Below are 17,206 nucleotides of genomic sequence, written 5' to 3'. Positions count from 1 at the left end.
CTGAGAAAGTTAATGTTTGTGGAGATGAGGTGGCAGGTTGAAGAAAAAGTGGCTTATAAGAAAGACTAGTGCGCCTGTTTTAGAACTTTCTAAAACTACAGGACTTAGCGATACAATCGTTACTATACTAGCCAACAGAGGAATAAAAGAAGCTTCAGAAATTGATAAATTCGTAAAAGCATCCATAAAGGATTTGTACAATCCTTTGCTGATGAAGGATATGGACAGGGGCACTGAAATTATTAAAGAGGCAATTATTAATAATAAGAATATTGTTATTTATGGAGATTATGATGTTGATGGCGTAACAAGTACAGTCGTATTGTACAAGGCTTTAAAATATTGTAGAGCTAATGTAAAATATTACATACCAGATAGAGAGCACGAGGGTTATGGAATCAACAGTGAAAGAATCAGGATGCTTAAGGCAGAAGGAGCTGAAGTAATATTAACTTGCGATAATGGTATCTCAGCAATAGAACAAACTCAAGTTGCAAAAGATTTGGGACTTACTGTGGTTATAACTGATCATCATGAGGTACCTTTTGTTGAAGATAATAAGGGAATTAGAAGCTATGTAATACCAAATGCAGATGCGGTTATAAATCCAAAGCAACAAGATTGCAGCTACCCATTTAAACTTTTATGCGGAGCGGGCATAGCTTATAAGTTTTCAACTGCTTTGTTTAAAAAGGTTGGAGCGGATTTGAATTATCTAGATGAACTAATAGAGTTTGCTGGAATAGGTACAATATGCGATGTAGTAGATTTAATAGGAGAAAATAGAATTATTGCAAAAAATGCTTTATTTAAGTTAACAAGTACAAAAAATATTGGACTAGATGCTTTAATGGATGTACTCGGTATTAAGGGAAAAAAAATTAGTGCTGGAACAATAGGTTTTCAGATTGGACCATGCATCAATGCTACGGGAAGACTTGAAACTGCTGCACTTTCAGTGGAGCTTTTGCTCTGTGAGGATAAAGAAAGAGCAATGGAATTGGCATTATTACTAAGTGATTTAAATAAGAAAAGGCAGTTTATGACTACTAAAAATGTTGAAGAAATAATCCAACTTATTGAAAACTCGGATCTAAAAAATGACAAGGTTTTAGTTGTATTTAAGGAAGATGTTCATGAAAGTATAGCTGGGATTGTAGCCGGAAAAATCAAGGAGCGCTTCAATGTACCTACTATAGTTATAACTGGCGGTAAAGAAATGCCTAAAGGTTCTGGGAGATCTATCGAAGAGTATAATCTATTTGAAGAACTTTTAAAGTGCAAGAATCTCATTGAAAAGTTTGGAGGACATCCGATGGCTGCAGGGCTTTCTATAAAAAAAGACAATATAGCTCTTTTGAGAAGACAGCTTAATGATAATTGCAGCTTAAACAGCGAAGATTTACTGCCAAAGATAAGAATTGATAGAAGAATACCCTTAAACATAATTTCCTTAAGTTTGATCCAACAGCTTGAGATCCTAGAACCATTTGGAAAAGGAAATGAAACACCAGTCTTTGCTGAAAAAGATGTTTTGATCGATAAATTTTATATTTTTGGCAAAGAAGCAAATGTTCTTAAATTTAATCTCATCATGGAGGGCACAGGAAGAAGAATTGATGCTGTATATTATGATGGAGTAGAGGAATTTAAAGAACTTTTAAGAGAACGATATGGCGAAGAATACATTAATCTGTTAAGTGATTATAATTATTCGAAGGATAAAATAAAGATAGATATTATATTTTACCCTTATATAAATCATTATAATGGCATTGATTATCTTCAGCTTAGAATTTCAACATTTAGATTATCCAAACCTTAGTATTTTACATAAGTTTCTGCACATAATAATACTGAACTAAAGCATAGAAATGGAGGGATCAGTATGAATGAAGAGGCTAGAAAGCATGTTGAGCACGCTATTACAAGCTTAAAGGATGTTCAAAATTGCTTAGGAAAAGCATCAAATAACGCAGAAAATGGAACTATGAGAGAAAGAATAGAAAGTCAGATAAGAAGTATAGAGAATTGCTTAGAAGAATGCGACGGCATTTCTTCAGGTCTTTCAAATTTAGCAAAAGAATAACTATATATTTTACTTGAGGCTGTTTTTCAAACTCAGCCTCTTATTTTGTTTAAAATTCGCTTGTAGATAATTACAAATTTATATAGAATATAATTAACGTAGAGAAATACAATTTTTAAGGTATTTTAATTTTATGTGGAGGTTCTAGAATGCAGCAGGAATATGAACGTATTCCGTTTGGGGTAATAGTTTTAAAGGGAAATCCCCTTACCATAGAATACTTAAATTATAGAGTCAAAACAATGCTCGATTTAAATGATGAGTTCATAAATAGCTATATAGATAAATTCTCTGTCCTGAATCAGTATATATCAACTATTTTAGAATGTTTTAAAAAGGGACAGGAAAAAAAGCTAAGCGAGATTGAGCTTGTTAAAAATCGATATTTTACTATTATTATTTTGGGGAAGACAAGCTGTGTAGAGCTTTATATCTTTGAAACTACCGATGAAGTTCTTCAAAATAGAAAAAAATTTGAGTATAATCAAACAAATCTTGTTGAAGAAAGAGAAAAGTTTTTAAATATATCTACTGAGCTTAAAACAAAATGCGATATAATTGAAATTTTAAGAAACAGAGAAAAAGAGCATCTTATGCACCTTAAGGATGTTATAAACAATATTTCGGAAGGCATTATTGTAATCGATAATAAAGGCAAGTTTAATCTTTGCAATAGAGCAGCTTATAGTATTACTGAACTAAATATAGGTGAACTTTTAAATACTTCCGCATTATTTAAAAAATACAATATAGTGAGTGTAGATAATAACAAGGAAATAATTGATATATATGAATATGTATATAAAAACCATATACCAATAAAAAACTATGTAGTAAAGATGATCGAAAAAAACACTAATGCAGAAAAATACCTAGAGATTAATTCGAATCCAATATTTAACATAAAGAAGGAACTAGTCTATACAATTGTAACTTTAAAGGATGTAACTGAAGCTAAAATTCATGAACTTATAGCAGAAGAAAGAGCTAGATTTATCAAGGATGTGGTGAATAATCTTGATGTACCTATTGCTGTTGTAGATTACCCGGAGCTTACATATAAGCTTATAAATAAAAAACATAAGGATATGTCAAAGCATCTTAGGGAAAGTAATTTAGGTGTAGAGGAGTTTATTGGGCGGACTGCCCATCAGGTTTTAGAAGAACATTTAAGCCAGGATTTTTTTAGTATCATGAAGCGTGTTGGAGAAAAAGGAAAAGAATTTTCTGTTTCTCCTTATACCATTATCGATAGGAATGGAAGTGAAAGATACTATAAATTTAAGTTTTCACCTTACAAAGATGCTCTAGGAAATGTAAATAGAATTCATATTCATGGTTTAGATATAACAGATGAACTAAATCATAGCAGAGAACTTGAGAAAGTTACCAGGCTTAAGGATGAATTCTTTACTGTTATTTCTCATGAACTTAGAACACCGTTAACAATTATATATTCCTCTCTGCAGCTTGCAAATGATATTTATAAAGATGAGATTACTCCTAATGTAGAGAAAACTTTAAATAGAATAAGTCAAAACTGCAGCAGACTTTTAAAATTGATAAACAACATCTTGGATGTGTCCAAGGCTGAAGCAGGATTTTTGACATTGAATAATAGCTGTTTTGATGTGGTAAGTGTAACCGAAAATATAGTAGGGTCGGTAAATTTATACGCTAAGAGCAAGGGAATAGACCTTGTATTTGACACCAATGAAGAAGAGTGTCTAGTATACATGGATAGGGATAAGTATGAGAAGGTGCTTTTAAATCTATTATCAAATTCTATTAAATTTACACCAGAAAATAAGCAGATTATGGTGGTGTTGGATATACAGAAAGAAAGCTTTTCTTTAAGGGTTGCGGACGAAGGCATTGGAATACCTCAAGGCAAGATTAACTATATATTTGACAGATTTGCACAGGTAAACACTTCTCTTTCACGAAGAGCTGAAGGAACGGGTATTGGACTATCTCTTGTTAAAAAATTAGTTGAATACATGGAGGGTAATATATCGGTTTTTAGCACCGAAGGTAAAGGTAGTGAATTTATAGTTACTTATAAAAAAACTAATATGCAATCTGAACCTTATAGAGAGGTTGCGACTATTGATACCACAATAAATTATAAAATTGATATAGAGTTTTCAGATATAAATTAAAGAAAGCACAGGTCAATTGTCCTGTGCTTCCCCTATAATAAGTACTATAGGTTCTTTTCGTAAGCTTCAACCATTCTTTTAACCATTTGGCCGCCTACTGATCCATTTTCTCTTGAAGTAAGGTCTCCATTGTAACCTTCTTTAAGATTAACTCCTACTTCTTGAGCAGCTTCCATCTTAAATCTGTCTAATCCTGCCTTAGCTTGAGGAACTAATACTCTATTGTTTCTGTTTGACATATCATTCACCTCCTTTTTCCTTGTTGATTATAGCTTATCCAATGTGACTTTTTATATAATAGAAGGTTACAGGAAGTGCAGGAAAAAGAATACAACTATTAGTAGCAATATATAAACATAAGAATATAACAATAAAAGAATAAAAGAATATATGAAGCTTATGCTTTTTTATAAACTAAAAATAACTGACCAGCCAGAGCCAGTCAGTCATGCTATATTATTATCTTTCATCTAACTACTTAAGTCCTTGTTCATAAGCCTCAACCATTTTTTTAACCATTTGACCGACTACAGAACCATTTTCTCTTGCTGTTAAATCGCCGTTGTAACCTTCACTTAGGTTAACACCAACTTCTCTTGCAGCTTCCATTTTAAATCTATCTAAACCAGCTCTAGCTTGTGGAACTAATGCTTTGTTTCTTCTTGACATTTTTTTATTCCTCCTTTTAGTCGGAACACAGACCGATTAAATCCATTCGCTCCGCTCATTAATTATCCGCTAAAGTTCATTTAGGACTTTAGCCTTCTTTTTTCTGTTTGTGTTATTATGTTGTCCAAATGCGATAGAATTATATTAGTGTACTATAGTCAAGGAAGATAAATTAATCATTTAAATACTTTATATTTTAATTTTGGTATATTATAAAAAAAATTTGTTCAGGTTATATACAAAAAAGCTATTTTATTAGTATATTAATATTAGCGAATTTATTGTAAAGGAAGATGTTAAATTGGAAAATAAAAAAATAATAATGACCGGAGGCGGTTCAGCAGGTCATGTTACTCCCAATCTTGCGCTTATTCCAAGGCTTAAGGAATTAGGCTATGATATAGAATATATTGGTACAGAAGAAGGTATTGAAAGAAAGATTATCGAAGAAAACAAAATAAAATACCATGCAATAGCAAGCGGTAAGCTTAGAAGATATTTTGATGTTAAAAATTTTACTGATCCTTTTAAGGTTGTAAAAGGAATTTGGCAGGCTTATGACATTATTAAAAAGCAAAAACCAAATGTTGTTTTTTCAAAGGGAGGTTTTGTAGCTGTGCCTGTAGTTATTGGTGCTTATTTTAATAGGGTTCCAGTAATAGCTCATGAGTCAGATATTACTCCTGGACTTGCAAATAAGCTTTCTGTTCCATACTGCACAAAGGTATGTGTAACTTTCCCCGAAGCATTAAAAAAACTAAATAAGAACAAAGCAGTTTTAACAGGCACTCCAATTAGAAAGGAACTTTTAGAAGGCAGCCAGATAAAAGGGTTAAGTATCTGCGGCTTTAATCAGGCTAAGCCAGTACTTTATATTATGGGTGGAAGTTTAGGTTCTAAAGCTATCAATGAAAGTATAAGAAAGAATCTAGATAAGCTTTTGCTAAGCTTTAATATAATTCACATTTGTGGAAAAGGAAACATAGATGATAATTTAAATAGCGAGAAAGGCTACAAGCAGTTTGAGTATGTAAATGAAGAACTCCCTCACTTAATGGCTGCTGCTGATATAATCGTTTCAAGAGCTGGTGCAAATTCTATATTTGAATTTTTAGCCTTAAAAAAACCAAATCTTTTAATACCTTTATCAGCAAAGTCAAGCAGAGGAGATCAGATTCTTAATGCTGCATCCTTTGAAAAGTGTGGCTACAGTATGGTTTTACTAGAAGAGGAAGTAAATGAAACAAGTCTTCTAAATAAAATTAAAGAACTTTACGATAGCAAAGAAATTTTTATAAAAAGGATGGAAAAAAATAATTTAGGTGATGGAGTAGAGGCGATAGTTAAGCTCATAGAGAAAGTAAAGAAAAATAATAGTTAGTTGTTAATTCAAAAGGCAGCACTCTCTTAATATAATGTATTATAAGGCATTAAGCCGAAGCTTTATTAAGGAGGATGTTATGAAGATACAATTCTATGGTGCAGCTGGATGTGTTACAGGCTCCTGTCATCTTTTAAAAGTTAATAATAAGAGAATACTATTAGACTGTGGTCTTTATCAAGGTAAGGATGAAAAGGAAAGAGGAAATGAAGAATTTGACTTTAATCCTAAGGAAATAGATTATGTATTGCTATCGCATGCTCATATTGACCACAGCGGCAGAATACCGCTTTTATATAAGAGAGGCTTTAAAGGAGAAGTAATTTGTACTGATGCTACTAGGGATCTATGCAGTGTTATGCTTCCTGACAGTGGGCATATTATGGAGATGGAAACTGAATGGAAGAATAGGAAGAGAGTAAGACAGGGCTTAGATCCAATAGAACCTTTATATACTGCAAAGCTGGCTGGTGTTGCCATATACCTATTTAGAAGCTGTCAGTATAATAAATGGATAGAATTATTTGAAGGATTTAAAGTAAGGTTTAAAGATGCAGGTCATCTGTTAGGGGCTTCTATTATTGAAATGAAAATTAAAGAAAAGGATAAAGGAGAAGTTAAGCTGGTTTACAGCGGTGATTTAGGAAATAAAAATCTTCCTATAATCAAAGATCCTTCTAAAATTGACAATGCCGATTATGTAATTATGGAAACAACTTATGGTGACAGAGTACATCAAAATATAGATAATGAATTCGAGGAACTTATAAAAATAATTAAAACTACCTTCAAAAGAGGAGGAAATGTAATAATTCCATCCTTTGCAGTAGGAAGAACTCAAGAAGTCCTTTATGCGCTTAATCATTATGTAAATAATGATAAGCTTAAAAATGTAACAGTATACGTGGATAGCCCTTTAGCTTCGCAATCTACTAGAATTTTTGAAAAATACACTGATATTTACGATGAGGAAGCAAAAAAACTTATAGAGTCAGGAGATAACCCATTAGATTTTGATGGCTTGGTTTTTAGCGAAACACCAGAGGATTCTGCAAGAATAAATAAAATTCAAAGCGGTGCTTTGGTTATATCTGCAAGCGGCATGTGTGAAGCGGGAAGAATAAAACATCATTTAAAGCATAATCTTTGGAGAAAAGAGTGTTCTATCGTATTTGTAGGATATCAGGCTGAAGGAACTCTAGGAAGAGCTATTTTAGACGGATCGAAAAAAGTAAAAATATTCGGTGAAGAAATTGCAGTAAACGCAGAAATATATGCACTCCAAGGTCTGTCTGGCCATGCGGACAAAGATGGACTTTTGGATTGGGTGAAAGGCTTTAAGAAACCTCCTAAGGAAATTCTTTTGGTGCATGGAGATGAAGAGGCGCGAAACAGCTTTATGAGAGTTTTAGCTGATGAGGGCTACAAAGCTAGAGTGATGAAAACCGGAGAAAAATTTATAATTAATGATTATAAAACTAAAGTTACTATAGATTACAAAGATAAAATAATTAAACTTTTGAGTTCAATTGATGATATGGATGAAATAGATAAAACTATTCTTTTGGATCACATTAAAAATATATTGGATCAATAAAAATTTAAGGAAGATTCTGCAGGATGTATTCTTGTAGGGTCTTTTTTTGTTTTATTTACCAGAGTTAGAAATTGTTCTCTAAGTAACCATTAGAATTTGAAATAAATTAAAAAAGAATTAACAAAATATATAATGAGGTGATAAACAATGAAGAAATTAGGTGTATTTTTATTTAGTGTGTTTGTTTTAATTTGTGCAAAAACGTCTGTACACGCACAACCTATAACTTACACAGTTAGGTCTGGAGACAGCATGTGGAAGATAGCAGTAAGATATCAGATTGGTGTATCTGAAATCATAAGTGCAAATCGCCAAATAACAAATCCTAATATGATATATCCAGGTCAGAGACTTACAGTTCCTAACATAGATGATGTTAAGGCGTTAGAAAATGAGGTAATTAGATTAGTTAATATTGAAAGAAGCAAACATGGTCTTGCACCTTTAAAAGCAAACTGGGAGCTTTCAAGAGTTGCAAGAATAAAGTCTCAGGATATGAAGAATAAAGGATACTTTTCCCACTATTCTCCAACCTATGGATCTCCATTTGATATGATGAAGAAGTTTGGTTTTAGTTTCTACAGTGCAGGCGAGAATATTGCCATGGGACAAAGAACTCCACAAGAAGTTATGACAGCTTGGATGAATTCTCCAGGACACAGAGCCAATATACTAAAGGCAGATTTTAAAGAAATAGGTGTTGGTCTTGCTAGGGATGGTTCATTGTATTGGACACAAATGTTCATGACTAGATAATATATAAAAAATTCTCTCTGATAAAATAGAGAGAATTTTTTATTCAAAAAAGTTTTTATAATTGTCAAATAATTAACATGCCTAAAGGTTGAATTATTAAAATTATAGTATATAATAGTAATTGGGCCTGTACTATTATTTGGTACTCAAATGATAACAATGGACAAGTAGGTAATTTATATTGCTGGCTTTGTTTGATTTATAATCTATTTGTTGTTTCATTGTTTATTCGTACCTGTATCAATAAATAAAAATTTATTATATAGAAAGAAGGTAGCCAAATGAGAAAGATGAAAACTATGGACGGTAATACCGCTGCCGCTCACGTAGCCTATGCCTTTACAGACGTAGCTGCAATTTTCCCTATAACTCCATCATCACCAATGGCTGAGCATGTTGACGAATGGAGCTCACAAGGAAGAAAAAATATTTTTGGACAAGAAGTTAAAGTTGTTGAAATGCAATCTGAAGCTGGAGCAGCAGGAGCTGTACACGGATCACTTCAAGCAGGAGCTTTTACAACAACATTTACAGCATCACAAGGTCTTCTTTTAATGCTTCCAAATATGTACAAGATAGCTGGAGAACTATTACCAGCAGTATTCCACGTAAGTGCTAGAGCTATAGCTGCTCATGCTCTTTCAATATTCGGAGATCACCAAGACGTAATGGCAGCTAGACAAACTGGATTTGCACTTCTTGCAGCAAGCAGCGTTCAAGAAGTTATGGATTTATCTGCAGTAGCTCACTTATCAACATTGAAGGGAAGAGTACCTTTCTTAAACTTCTTTGATGGTTTTAGAACTTCACACGAAGTACAAAAAATCGAAGTTTTAGAATATGATGAATTAAAGGCTCTTGTAGATGAAGAAGATATTAAGGCTTTCAGAAAGAGATCCTTAAATCCAGAGAGACCAGTTACAAGAGGAACTGCTCAAAATCCAGACATTTACTTCCAAGGAAGAGAAGCATCTAATAGATTCTATCAAGCCATACCTGAATTAGTAGAAAACTACATGGCTGAGATAAACAAGCTAACAGGAAGAGACTATCACTTATTCAACTACTATGGAGCAGCAGATGCTGAAAACATAATAGTTGCCATGGGATCAGTTTGTGAAGTTATTCAAGAAACAGTAGATTATTTAAATGCTAGAGGAGAAAAAGTAGGTCTTTTAAATATTCACTTATTTAGACCATTCTCTATTGAGCACTTTATGAAATACATACCAAAGACAGTTAAGAAGATAGCTGTACTTGATAGAACAAAGGAACCAGGATCAGCTGGTGAACCACTATATCTTGATGTAAAGAACGCTTTCTATGACAGTGAAATAAGACCTTTAATAGTTGGTGGAAGATACGGCTTAGGTTCAAAGGATACTACACCTGGACAAATAGTTGCTGTATTTGACAACTTAAAGCAAGACAAGCCTAAGAACGGCTTTACTGTTGGTATAAATGATGATGTAACTTTTACTTCACTTCCAGAGGGAGAAGAAATAGATGTTGCAGATCCATCAACAAAGGCTTGCAAGTTCTGGGGACTTGGTTCAGACGGAACTGTAGGAGCTAACAAGAGTGCTGTTAAGATTATAGGAGACCATACAGACCTTTATGCACAAGCATACTTTGCTTATGACTCAAAGAAGTCTGGCGGAATTACTATTTCTCACTTAAGATTTGGTAAAAACCAAATTAAGTCTCCATATTTAATAAACAAGGCAGACTTTGTTGCTTGCCATAATCAATCATATGTTAACAAATATGATGTTTTATCAGGACTTAAGAAAAATGGAGTATTCCTACTAAATTCTATTTGGGATTCTGAAGGACTTGAAAAACATCTTCCAGCAACTATGAAGAGATTCATAGCCGAAAACGACATTAAATTCTATACATTAAATGCTGTTAAGATAGCTCAAGAAATCGGTCTTGGCGGAAGAATAAACATGATAATGCAATCTGCCTTCTTTAAGCTTGCTAACATAATTCCAATAGAGGATGCTGTTAAGTATCTTAAGGATGCTGTTGTTGCTTCCTATGGCTTAAAGGGAGAAAAGATTGTTAACATGAACTTCGCTGCTATCGATAAAGCTCTTGAAGCTTTAGTACAAGTTGAAGTTCCAGAAAGCTGGAAAGATGCTTATGAAGAAGCAGCTGCTACTGTAGCGGTACCAGACTTTATAAAGAATGTTCTTGAACCAATGAACAGACAAGAAGGAGATAAACTTCCTGTAAGTACATTCATGGGAATAGAAGATGGTACTTTCCCACAAGGAACAGCAGCTTATGAAAAGAGAGGAATAGCTATCAATGTTCCAGAATGGAATATAGATAAGTGCATACAATGTAATCAATGTTCATATGTATGTCCTCATGCTGCTATAAGACCATTCTTAGCGAATGAAGAAGAAGTTAACAATGCACCAGAAAGCTTCATTACAAAGAAAGCTCAAGGTGGAAAGACTTTTGAAGGCTTAAACTACAGAATTACTGTAGACGTACTAGATTGTACTGGCTGCGGAAACTGTGCGGATATCTGCCCAGCTCCAGGAAAAGCTCTTACAATGATGCCTGTTGAAACTCAATTAAATGAGCAAAACAACTGGGAGTATGCAGTAAGCCTTTCACATAAAGAAAACCCAATGAACAAAGAAACAGTAAAGGGAAGCCAATTTGAGCAGCCATTACTTGAGTTCTCAGGCGCTTGCGCAGGTTGTGGAGAAACTCCATACGCTAGACTTGTTACTCAATTATTTGGTGACAGAATGATGATTTCCAATGCTACTGGATGTTCATCAATTTGGGGTGCAAGTGCTCCTGCTACACCATACACAACTAACCACAATGGACATGGTCCAGCTTGGGCTAACTCATTATTTGAAGACAATGCTGAGTTTGGCTTTGGTATGTTCCAAGGTGTAAGACAAATAAGAGAAAGATTAGCTTTAGTAGCTTCAGAAGCATTAACTCAAGAGATAAGCGAAGAGTTAAAGGGTGCACTTCAAGCTTGGCTTGACAGCTTTAAAGATGGAGAAGGTTCAAAGAAGGCAACTCTTAAGATGCTTTCACTTCTTGAAGCTGAGAAAGATAAGAGTGCAGCTATTGCTGACCTTTATGAAAATAGAGAATACTTAATTAAGAAGTCACAATGGATTTTCGGTGGAGACGGATGGGCTTATGACATCGGATACGGTGGATTAGATCACGTGCTTGCTTCAGGAGAAGATGTAAATGTTCTTGTATTCGATACAGAAATTTATTCAAATACTGGAGGACAATCTTCAAAGGCAACTCCAACTGCTGCAATAGCTAAGTTTGCTGCTTCAGGAAAGAGAACTAAGAAGAAAGACCTTGGTATGATGGCTATGAGCTATGGTTATGTATACGTAGCACAAATAGCTATGGGTGCTGACAAGAATCAAACTATAAAGGCAATATCTGAAGCTGAAAAATATGACGGACCATCCTTAATAATAGCTTATGCTCCATGTATAAGCCAAGGTATTAAGTCTGGAATGGGTAAGAGTCAAGCTGAAGAGAAGAAGGCTGTTGATGCTGGATACTGGCATATGTACAGATTCAACCCAACATTAAAAGATGCTGGAAAGAATCCATTTACACTTGACTCCAAGGAGCCAACTGCTTCCTTCAGAGAGTTCTTATTAGGTGAAGTTAGATATGCTTCCTTATTAAAGGCATTCCCAGAGCATGCAGAGGCATTGTTCGAGAAGACTGAAAAGGACGCTAAAGAAAGACTTGATTCCTATAAGAGACTTGCTGCTAACCTATAATTTTTAAAAGATTGGACTGCGTGAGATACCGCAGTCTGATTTTTTTAAAAGAAAATTTATAAAAACACTTTTAATATTAGTAAATTAAGGGTACAATGTTAACATAACTCGTAATTCAAGGAGGATTTTTTAATGAGCGATGAAAAACTACACAACTGCGGTTGTGACGACAATAGCTGTGGCTGTGGAAATGACCATGACCACGATCACGGACATGAAGGTTGTGGCTGCGGACATGACCATGATCATGACCACGGACCTATGATAGTAGATTTAGAAGATGAAAACGGAAATGTAGTTTCCTGCGAAGCTATAGACGGTTTTACTTACAAGGAAAATGACTATATATTAGTTCAAAATCCTGATGATGGTTCAGTTTACCTATTCAAGATAGTAGGTGAAGAGGGAGAACTTGTAGTTCCTGATGAAGAGGAATTCGAGGAAGTATCCAAATACTATGAGCAAAGTCTAGAAGACGAAGAATAATAATTAAGGCCGCTACGTTGTTAGCGGTCTTTAGTTTTAGTATTGGACAAAATTCTTATATTTATATATTTACATATTGAAAGGAGATAGATGATTATGGAGAAGTTAGCAATTTTTGATGTAGATTTCACACTTACGAAGAGAGAAACTTTGCTTGAGTTTTATAGCTTTATGATTAAAAAGAACCCTAAACACATATTGCATTTGCCAAAAATCTTTGCATATTCAGCACTTTATGTTTTGAAGATTATTCCACTAAGAAAAGCTAAGGAAGCTTTTATAAGCTTTGTTGATGGAATTAAAGAAAAAGAGATGCAGAATCATGTAAAGGACTTTTATGAAAAAAGGTTAAGTAAAATTTTATACAAAGATGCCATAGATATGATGAGAAAGCTTAAGGCAGAAGGGTATAAGGTATATCTTATATCTGCATCAGCTGAGTTTTATTTAAATGAACTATACAATATAAAGGAGGTAGATAAGGTTATAGGAACTAGATTTATATGCGAGAACGGGATTTATAAAGGTGTTATGCATGGGGAGAACTGCAAAGGCAAGGAAAAGGTAAAAAGACTTATGGAAGAACTTAAAAAAGATAATATAGAAGTAGACTTTAAGAATTCTTATATGTTTTCAGATTCCTTAGCAGACTTGCCTTTGTTTAAATTAGTTGGAAAGCCGTATTTGATAAATTACAAAAAAGGACATGAAAGTATTGAAATTTTAAGATGGAAATAATAAAAGCAACTTTAAATTTAAGGAGCTTTTAATTTTAAATAAATAATAGATATGGAGGCAGAAATACCATGAGCGAATGTTATAGACAACTGTTTATCAAGAATTCTGAGGTAACAAGCAGGGAGAATTTTTCAGACAGTATGATTACAGAGGGGACATCACTTTATGAGGTTGTAAGAGTAATTGAAGGAGTTCCTCTGTTTTTAGAAAAGCATTTAGAAAGACTTAAAAATTCTGCGGCTATTGTTAAGCTTGAGCTTTGGATGAACATTGGAGAAATCAAAGGCAAGATGCTTGAGTTAATGAAAATAAACAATGTATATGAGGGTAATATTAAGCTTGTATTTAACTATAGTGAGAAAAAAGAGGAGAATACGTTTCTTACCTATTTTTTAAAACACCATTATCCAAGTAAAGAACAATACAAAGAAGGTGTTCCGACAATAACTTGCTTTATGGAAAGATCAAATCCTAATGCAAAGGTTATAAATTCAAACCTTAAAAGTACAACTGATGAGATGATGAAGAAGACAGGGGCCTATGAAGCCATATTAATAGATAAAAATAATAAGATAACAGAAGGGAGCAGATCTAATATTTTTATGGTGGAAAAAGATACTGTAGTAACCTCACCAGTTGAAGATGTACTTCCTGGTATAACTAGAGAATTTATAATCGAGGCATGCAGAAGAGAAAACATTAGATTCCTGGAGGAGAGAGTAGACCATAGGGATATAGATAAGTTGGATGCTTTGTTTATAACAGGAACTTCACCCAAAGTTCTACCAATAAATAAAGTAAACGACAATGTTTTCTATTCCTCAACAAATATTGTTGTGCAAAATATAATGAGTGCTTATAATAGAATTATTGAAGAATATATAAGAAACAATAAAGAAAATATAAAATTAGACGAAAATTAGATTAAGAGGTTATGTCGTTATTTCTGAGTTTGGGGGGATAACTGTGAAAGAAAACAATGAAAAACCTATCAGGCACCTAAATGTTAAGTATTCTGACAATAAATTAGAGGCTTATATAAGCATAAACTATTTACCGGATTTTGAAGGCACCTATCCTCCTTATTTTACTCCAAGCGAAATTAAAAGTGAACTTTCAAAGTTAAATATTATTTATGGCCTTATGGAGGAAGTTATTGAGGATTGTTCAAATCAGAAAGATGTTTATGAGGTTTTAATTGCTAAGGGGGATTCGCCTGTAAATGGCGAAGACGATATGCTGCTATTAAAATTTGAAGTTGATAAGGATATTAAAAAACTAAATGAAGATAGTAATGGTCGAGTAGATTTCAAAAGTATAGGAGCTATAAACGCGGTGCATCAGGGGGAGGTTATTGCAGTACGTATACCTGGCAAGGAAGGTATTGCTGGAATGGATGTAACTGGCAAGCAGATAAGCCCAAAGTCTAGAAAGGTAATAAAGCTTAAGGCGTCACAGGGCTGTGAGCAAACAGATGAAAACACAATTGTCTCATCTATTAACGGTAAGCCATCCATGAAAAATAATGTATTTTATGTTTATAAATCACATCAAATTGCCAAGGATGTAGATTTAGGAACAGGCAACATCGCTTTTTTAGGTGATGTTATTGTACAAGGCAATGTTAGAGAGGGTATGAAGGTATATTCGGGAAACTGTATTACTATCATGCAGAATGTGGAGAAAGCTGAAATAAAGGGAATAGGGGAAATTATAGTTAAGGGGAATGTTATTAATTCTAACGTTGTTGGTGGGGGCGAAGATGCGACAAAGCTTAAAACAATAGAAAATCTTAGTGAATTTCAAGGATCTCTTAAAGAAATGGTTGAGGCCATCGAGGAAATTAAAAAATTTAATCTTTTAGGTTACGATACAACAGATGGACAAATTATTAAACTACTTCTGGAAAATAAATTTAGAATTATCCCAAAACTGTGCATGCTGGTAATTTCTGAAGACATTAAAGATAAACAAAAGGGTGATCTTGAGCTTTGCGAAATTTCAAGTTTTGTAAAAGCTAAACTTATAGGCTTAGCGCCCCATAACATAAAGCACTATAGTGAACTCTTTTTCCTTATGGATCTAATAAAGGAGAAGATTAAAGTTCTGCAGTCATCATTATCAATACCTGTAAATGTTAAACTAGCTTATTGCCAGGATTCACAAATAAGCAGTTCAGGAGACATTATCGTTTCAGGAAGAGGGGCATATGTATCCCATCTTACCGCCCATCATGATGTGTACTTTACTCAGCCTGGAAGCGTCTGTAGGGGAGGTGCAGTAAAGGCTGGCAATTACATAAAGTGCAAACAAGTTGGGAGTACAGGCGGTGTTGTTACAAGACTTAATGTTTTAGATAAAGGGCAGATTTGGGTTGATGCAGCTTATGAAAACACAATTCTAACTATTGGCTGTAGAGAGTTTGTTGTAGATTATCCTAGTAAAGAGGTACATGCCTACCTAGATGAAGACAGGGAAATTGTAGTTGAAAGACTAAGATTGTAAGGAATACAGGAGGCGTAACAATTGATAATTGCTACGCACAGAATAAGGAATACAGGAGGGTCAATATGGAGAATAAAAATATAAAAGTTTTGATATTCAGCATTAATGGAGAATATTATGCCACTGACATAATGGAAGTGGAAAGGATAATAAGCTATGAAGAAACAACAAAGCTTCCAGATTCACCAAGCTTTGTTGAAGGAGTAATAACCTACGAAGGAAATGTGCTTCCTGTTATTTCACTAGCCAAGAAATTTGGTCTTGGATATGGTGAAAAAAGCAGCGACTCAAAAATAATAGTGGCTAAACAGGATAATACAAAAATAGGTATAATTGTTGATGTAGTTTCTGAAGTTAAAGATGTTAGTACAAATAATATAGAAAATCCACCAGAAATAGTAGCTGGAATCTCAAAACGATATATTAGAGGACTTATAAAGATTGATAAAAAGATAATAATCTTTTTAAACCTTGGGACAATTTTATCGGATGAAGAAAAGACTTTTTTATAATTAGGTGAAGTTATGGAAGTAAGAGAAATCAAAGTCGGAATTGCAGATCTTAATGCTGGTTCAGCTCCAGATAAATTAATTACTGTGGGACTGGGCTCATGTATCGGGATTGCGCTATATGATAAGGTACTTGGCATAGGTGGGTTAGCACACATAATGCTCCCAGACAGCACACTATTCAACACTGTAAATAATCCTATTAAATTTGCGGATTTGGCTATTCCGATGCTGCTCTCAAGAATGGAAAAGCTTGGAGCGACAAAGAAAAACTTAAGAGCTAAGATTGCTGGAGGCGCCTCCATGTTTAATTTTTCTGACAAAAGTATGATTATGGATGTTGGAAATAGGAATAGTCAAGCGGTTAAAGCTGTGCTTGAAAAGCTATCCATACCAATTCTAGGTGAAGATGTTGGAGGGAACAAAGGTAGAACAATGATTTTTGATACCAAAACTGGAATTGTACAAATAAGGACTGTTGGTTTAGGTATAAAAGAACTATAATGGAGTGATGTTT

General features: G+C 33.9%; 15 protein-coding genes. 13 read left to right on the top strand and 2 right to left on the bottom strand.

Going from position 1 to position 17,206, the window contains the following annotated elements; all coding sequences use genetic code 11:
- Window positions 1–37 precede the first annotated feature (37 nt).
- The 3 genes from recJ (at window position 38) to NBE98_RS19135 (ending at window position 4,251) form a co-directional block, all read left to right on the top strand.
- Window positions 38–1,825, top strand: coding sequence for a single-stranded-DNA-specific exonuclease RecJ (gene recJ, locus NBE98_RS19145; RefSeq protein ID WP_250816612.1), 1,788 nt, complete (start codon window positions 38–40; stop codon window positions 1,823–1,825).
- A 63-nt stretch (window positions 1,826–1,888) separates the two neighbouring features.
- On the top strand, window positions 1,889–2,089 hold the full coding sequence (locus NBE98_RS19140; protein WP_250816611.1) for a hypothetical protein: 201 nt from the start codon (window positions 1,889–1,891) through the stop codon (window positions 2,087–2,089).
- A 149-nt stretch (window positions 2,090–2,238) separates the two neighbouring features.
- Entirely contained in the window at window positions 2,239–4,251 is a 2,013-nt protein-coding gene (locus NBE98_RS19135) for a sensor histidine kinase (RefSeq protein WP_250816610.1), read from the top strand.
- Between the two features lie 44 nt (window positions 4,252–4,295).
- Here NBE98_RS19135 and NBE98_RS19130 read toward each other — a convergent pair whose 3' ends face one another.
- Both NBE98_RS19130 and NBE98_RS19125 read right to left on the bottom strand, forming a co-directional pair.
- Window positions 4,296–4,490 (bottom strand): alpha/beta-type small acid-soluble spore protein, encoded by a 195-nt coding sequence (locus NBE98_RS19130; RefSeq protein ID WP_250816609.1) that lies wholly within the window; start codon window positions 4,488–4,490, stop codon window positions 4,296–4,298.
- Between the two features lie 235 nt (window positions 4,491–4,725).
- A complete protein-coding gene (locus NBE98_RS19125) occupies window positions 4,726–4,920 on the bottom strand; it encodes an alpha/beta-type small acid-soluble spore protein (RefSeq protein WP_250816608.1) in 195 nt (64 codons plus the stop codon).
- A 301-nt stretch (window positions 4,921–5,221) separates the two neighbouring features.
- On the opposite strand from NBE98_RS19125, the gene murG reads away from it, so the two are divergent.
- From murG to NBE98_RS19075, 10 genes are all read left to right on the top strand, one after another.
- Window positions 5,222–6,301, top strand: a complete 1,080-nt coding sequence (gene murG, locus NBE98_RS19120) for an undecaprenyldiphospho-muramoylpentapeptide beta-N-acetylglucosaminyltransferase (RefSeq protein WP_284703661.1) — start codon at window positions 5,222–5,224, stop codon at window positions 6,299–6,301.
- A 79-nt stretch (window positions 6,302–6,380) separates the two neighbouring features.
- Window positions 6,381–7,898 carry an MBL fold metallo-hydrolase RNA specificity domain-containing protein gene (locus tag NBE98_RS19115; protein WP_250816607.1) on the top strand — a complete coding sequence of 506 codons (1,518 nt, stop codon included), beginning with the start codon at window positions 6,381–6,383 and terminating at the stop codon, window positions 7,896–7,898.
- A gap of 147 nt (window positions 7,899–8,045) precedes the next feature.
- Window positions 8,046–8,654, top strand: coding sequence for a SafA/ExsA family spore coat assembly protein (gene safA, locus NBE98_RS19110; RefSeq protein WP_250816606.1), 609 nt, complete (start codon window positions 8,046–8,048; stop codon window positions 8,652–8,654).
- A gap of 281 nt (window positions 8,655–8,935) precedes the next feature.
- Window positions 8,936–12,451 (top strand): pyruvate:ferredoxin (flavodoxin) oxidoreductase, encoded by a 3,516-nt coding sequence (nifJ, locus tag NBE98_RS19105; protein WP_250816605.1) that lies wholly within the window; start codon window positions 8,936–8,938, stop codon window positions 12,449–12,451.
- A gap of 132 nt (window positions 12,452–12,583) precedes the next feature.
- Complete coding sequence (locus NBE98_RS19100; protein ID WP_250816604.1) at window positions 12,584–12,937, top strand: DUF1292 domain-containing protein; 354 nt, start codon at window positions 12,584–12,586, stop codon at window positions 12,935–12,937.
- A gap of 96 nt (window positions 12,938–13,033) precedes the next feature.
- Window positions 13,034–13,675, top strand: a complete 642-nt coding sequence (locus NBE98_RS19095) for an HAD-IB family hydrolase (protein ID WP_250816603.1) — start codon at window positions 13,034–13,036, stop codon at window positions 13,673–13,675.
- Between the two features lie 68 nt (window positions 13,676–13,743).
- Entirely contained in the window at window positions 13,744–14,598 is an 855-nt protein-coding gene (locus NBE98_RS19090) for an aminotransferase class IV (RefSeq protein WP_250816602.1), read from the top strand.
- Between the two features lie 43 nt (window positions 14,599–14,641).
- The gene (locus NBE98_RS19085) at window positions 14,642–16,180 is read left to right on the top strand and encodes a flagellar assembly protein A (RefSeq protein WP_250816601.1); all 1,539 of its coding nucleotides are present in this window, start codon (window positions 14,642–14,644) and stop codon (window positions 16,178–16,180) included.
- Between the two features lie 65 nt (window positions 16,181–16,245).
- A complete protein-coding gene (locus NBE98_RS19080) occupies window positions 16,246–16,692 on the top strand; it encodes a chemotaxis protein CheW (RefSeq protein WP_250816600.1) in 447 nt (148 codons plus the stop codon).
- A gap of 12 nt (window positions 16,693–16,704) precedes the next feature.
- A complete protein-coding gene (locus tag NBE98_RS19075; protein ID WP_250816599.1) occupies window positions 16,705–17,193 on the top strand; it encodes a chemotaxis protein CheD in 489 nt (162 codons plus the stop codon).
- Window positions 17,194–17,206: the final 13 nt, after the last annotated feature.

Origin of the sequence: Clostridium swellfunianum (assembly GCF_023656515.1) — a bacterium.
In the GTDB taxonomy this organism is placed as follows: domain Bacteria; phylum Bacillota; class Clostridia; order Clostridiales; family Clostridiaceae; genus Clostridium_AT; species Clostridium_AT swellfunianum.
The sequence above is the reverse complement of the archived record's forward strand: the minus strand, read 5'-3'. Positions and strand labels throughout refer to the sequence as shown.

Bases quoted from the DNA above. Each gene is read 5' to 3' on its own strand.
- NBE98_RS19125 (WP_250816608.1), bottom strand. From the start codon at position 4,920: ATGTCAAGAAGAAACAAAGCATTAGTTCCACAAGCTAGAGCTGGTTTA.
- NBE98_RS19095 (WP_250816603.1), top strand. From the start codon at position 13,034: ATGGAGAAGTTAGCAATTTTTGATGTAGATTTCACACTTACGAAGAGA.
- NBE98_RS19075 (WP_250816599.1), top strand. From the start codon at position 16,705: ATGGAAGTAAGAGAAATCAAAGTCGGAATTGCAGATCTTAATGCTGGT.
- nifJ (WP_250816605.1), top strand. From the start codon at position 8,936: ATGAGAAAGATGAAAACTATGGACGGTAATACCGCTGCCGCTCACGTA.
- NBE98_RS19090 (WP_250816602.1), top strand. From the start codon at position 13,744: ATGAGCGAATGTTATAGACAACTGTTTATCAAGAATTCTGAGGTAACA.
- NBE98_RS19080 (WP_250816600.1), top strand. From the start codon at position 16,246: ATGGAGAATAAAAATATAAAAGTTTTGATATTCAGCATTAATGGAGAA.
- NBE98_RS19140 (WP_250816611.1), top strand. From the start codon at position 1,889: ATGAATGAAGAGGCTAGAAAGCATGTTGAGCACGCTATTACAAGCTTA.
- NBE98_RS19135 (WP_250816610.1), top strand. From the start codon at position 2,239: ATGCAGCAGGAATATGAACGTATTCCGTTTGGGGTAATAGTTTTAAAG.
- NBE98_RS19100 (WP_250816604.1), top strand. From the start codon at position 12,584: ATGAGCGATGAAAAACTACACAACTGCGGTTGTGACGACAATAGCTGT.
- NBE98_RS19115 (WP_250816607.1), top strand. From the start codon at position 6,381: ATGAAGATACAATTCTATGGTGCAGCTGGATGTGTTACAGGCTCCTGT.
- safA (WP_250816606.1), top strand. From the start codon at position 8,046: ATGAAGAAATTAGGTGTATTTTTATTTAGTGTGTTTGTTTTAATTTGT.
- NBE98_RS19130 (WP_250816609.1), bottom strand. From the start codon at position 4,490: ATGTCAAACAGAAACAATAGAGTATTAGTTCCTCAAGCTAAGGCAGGA.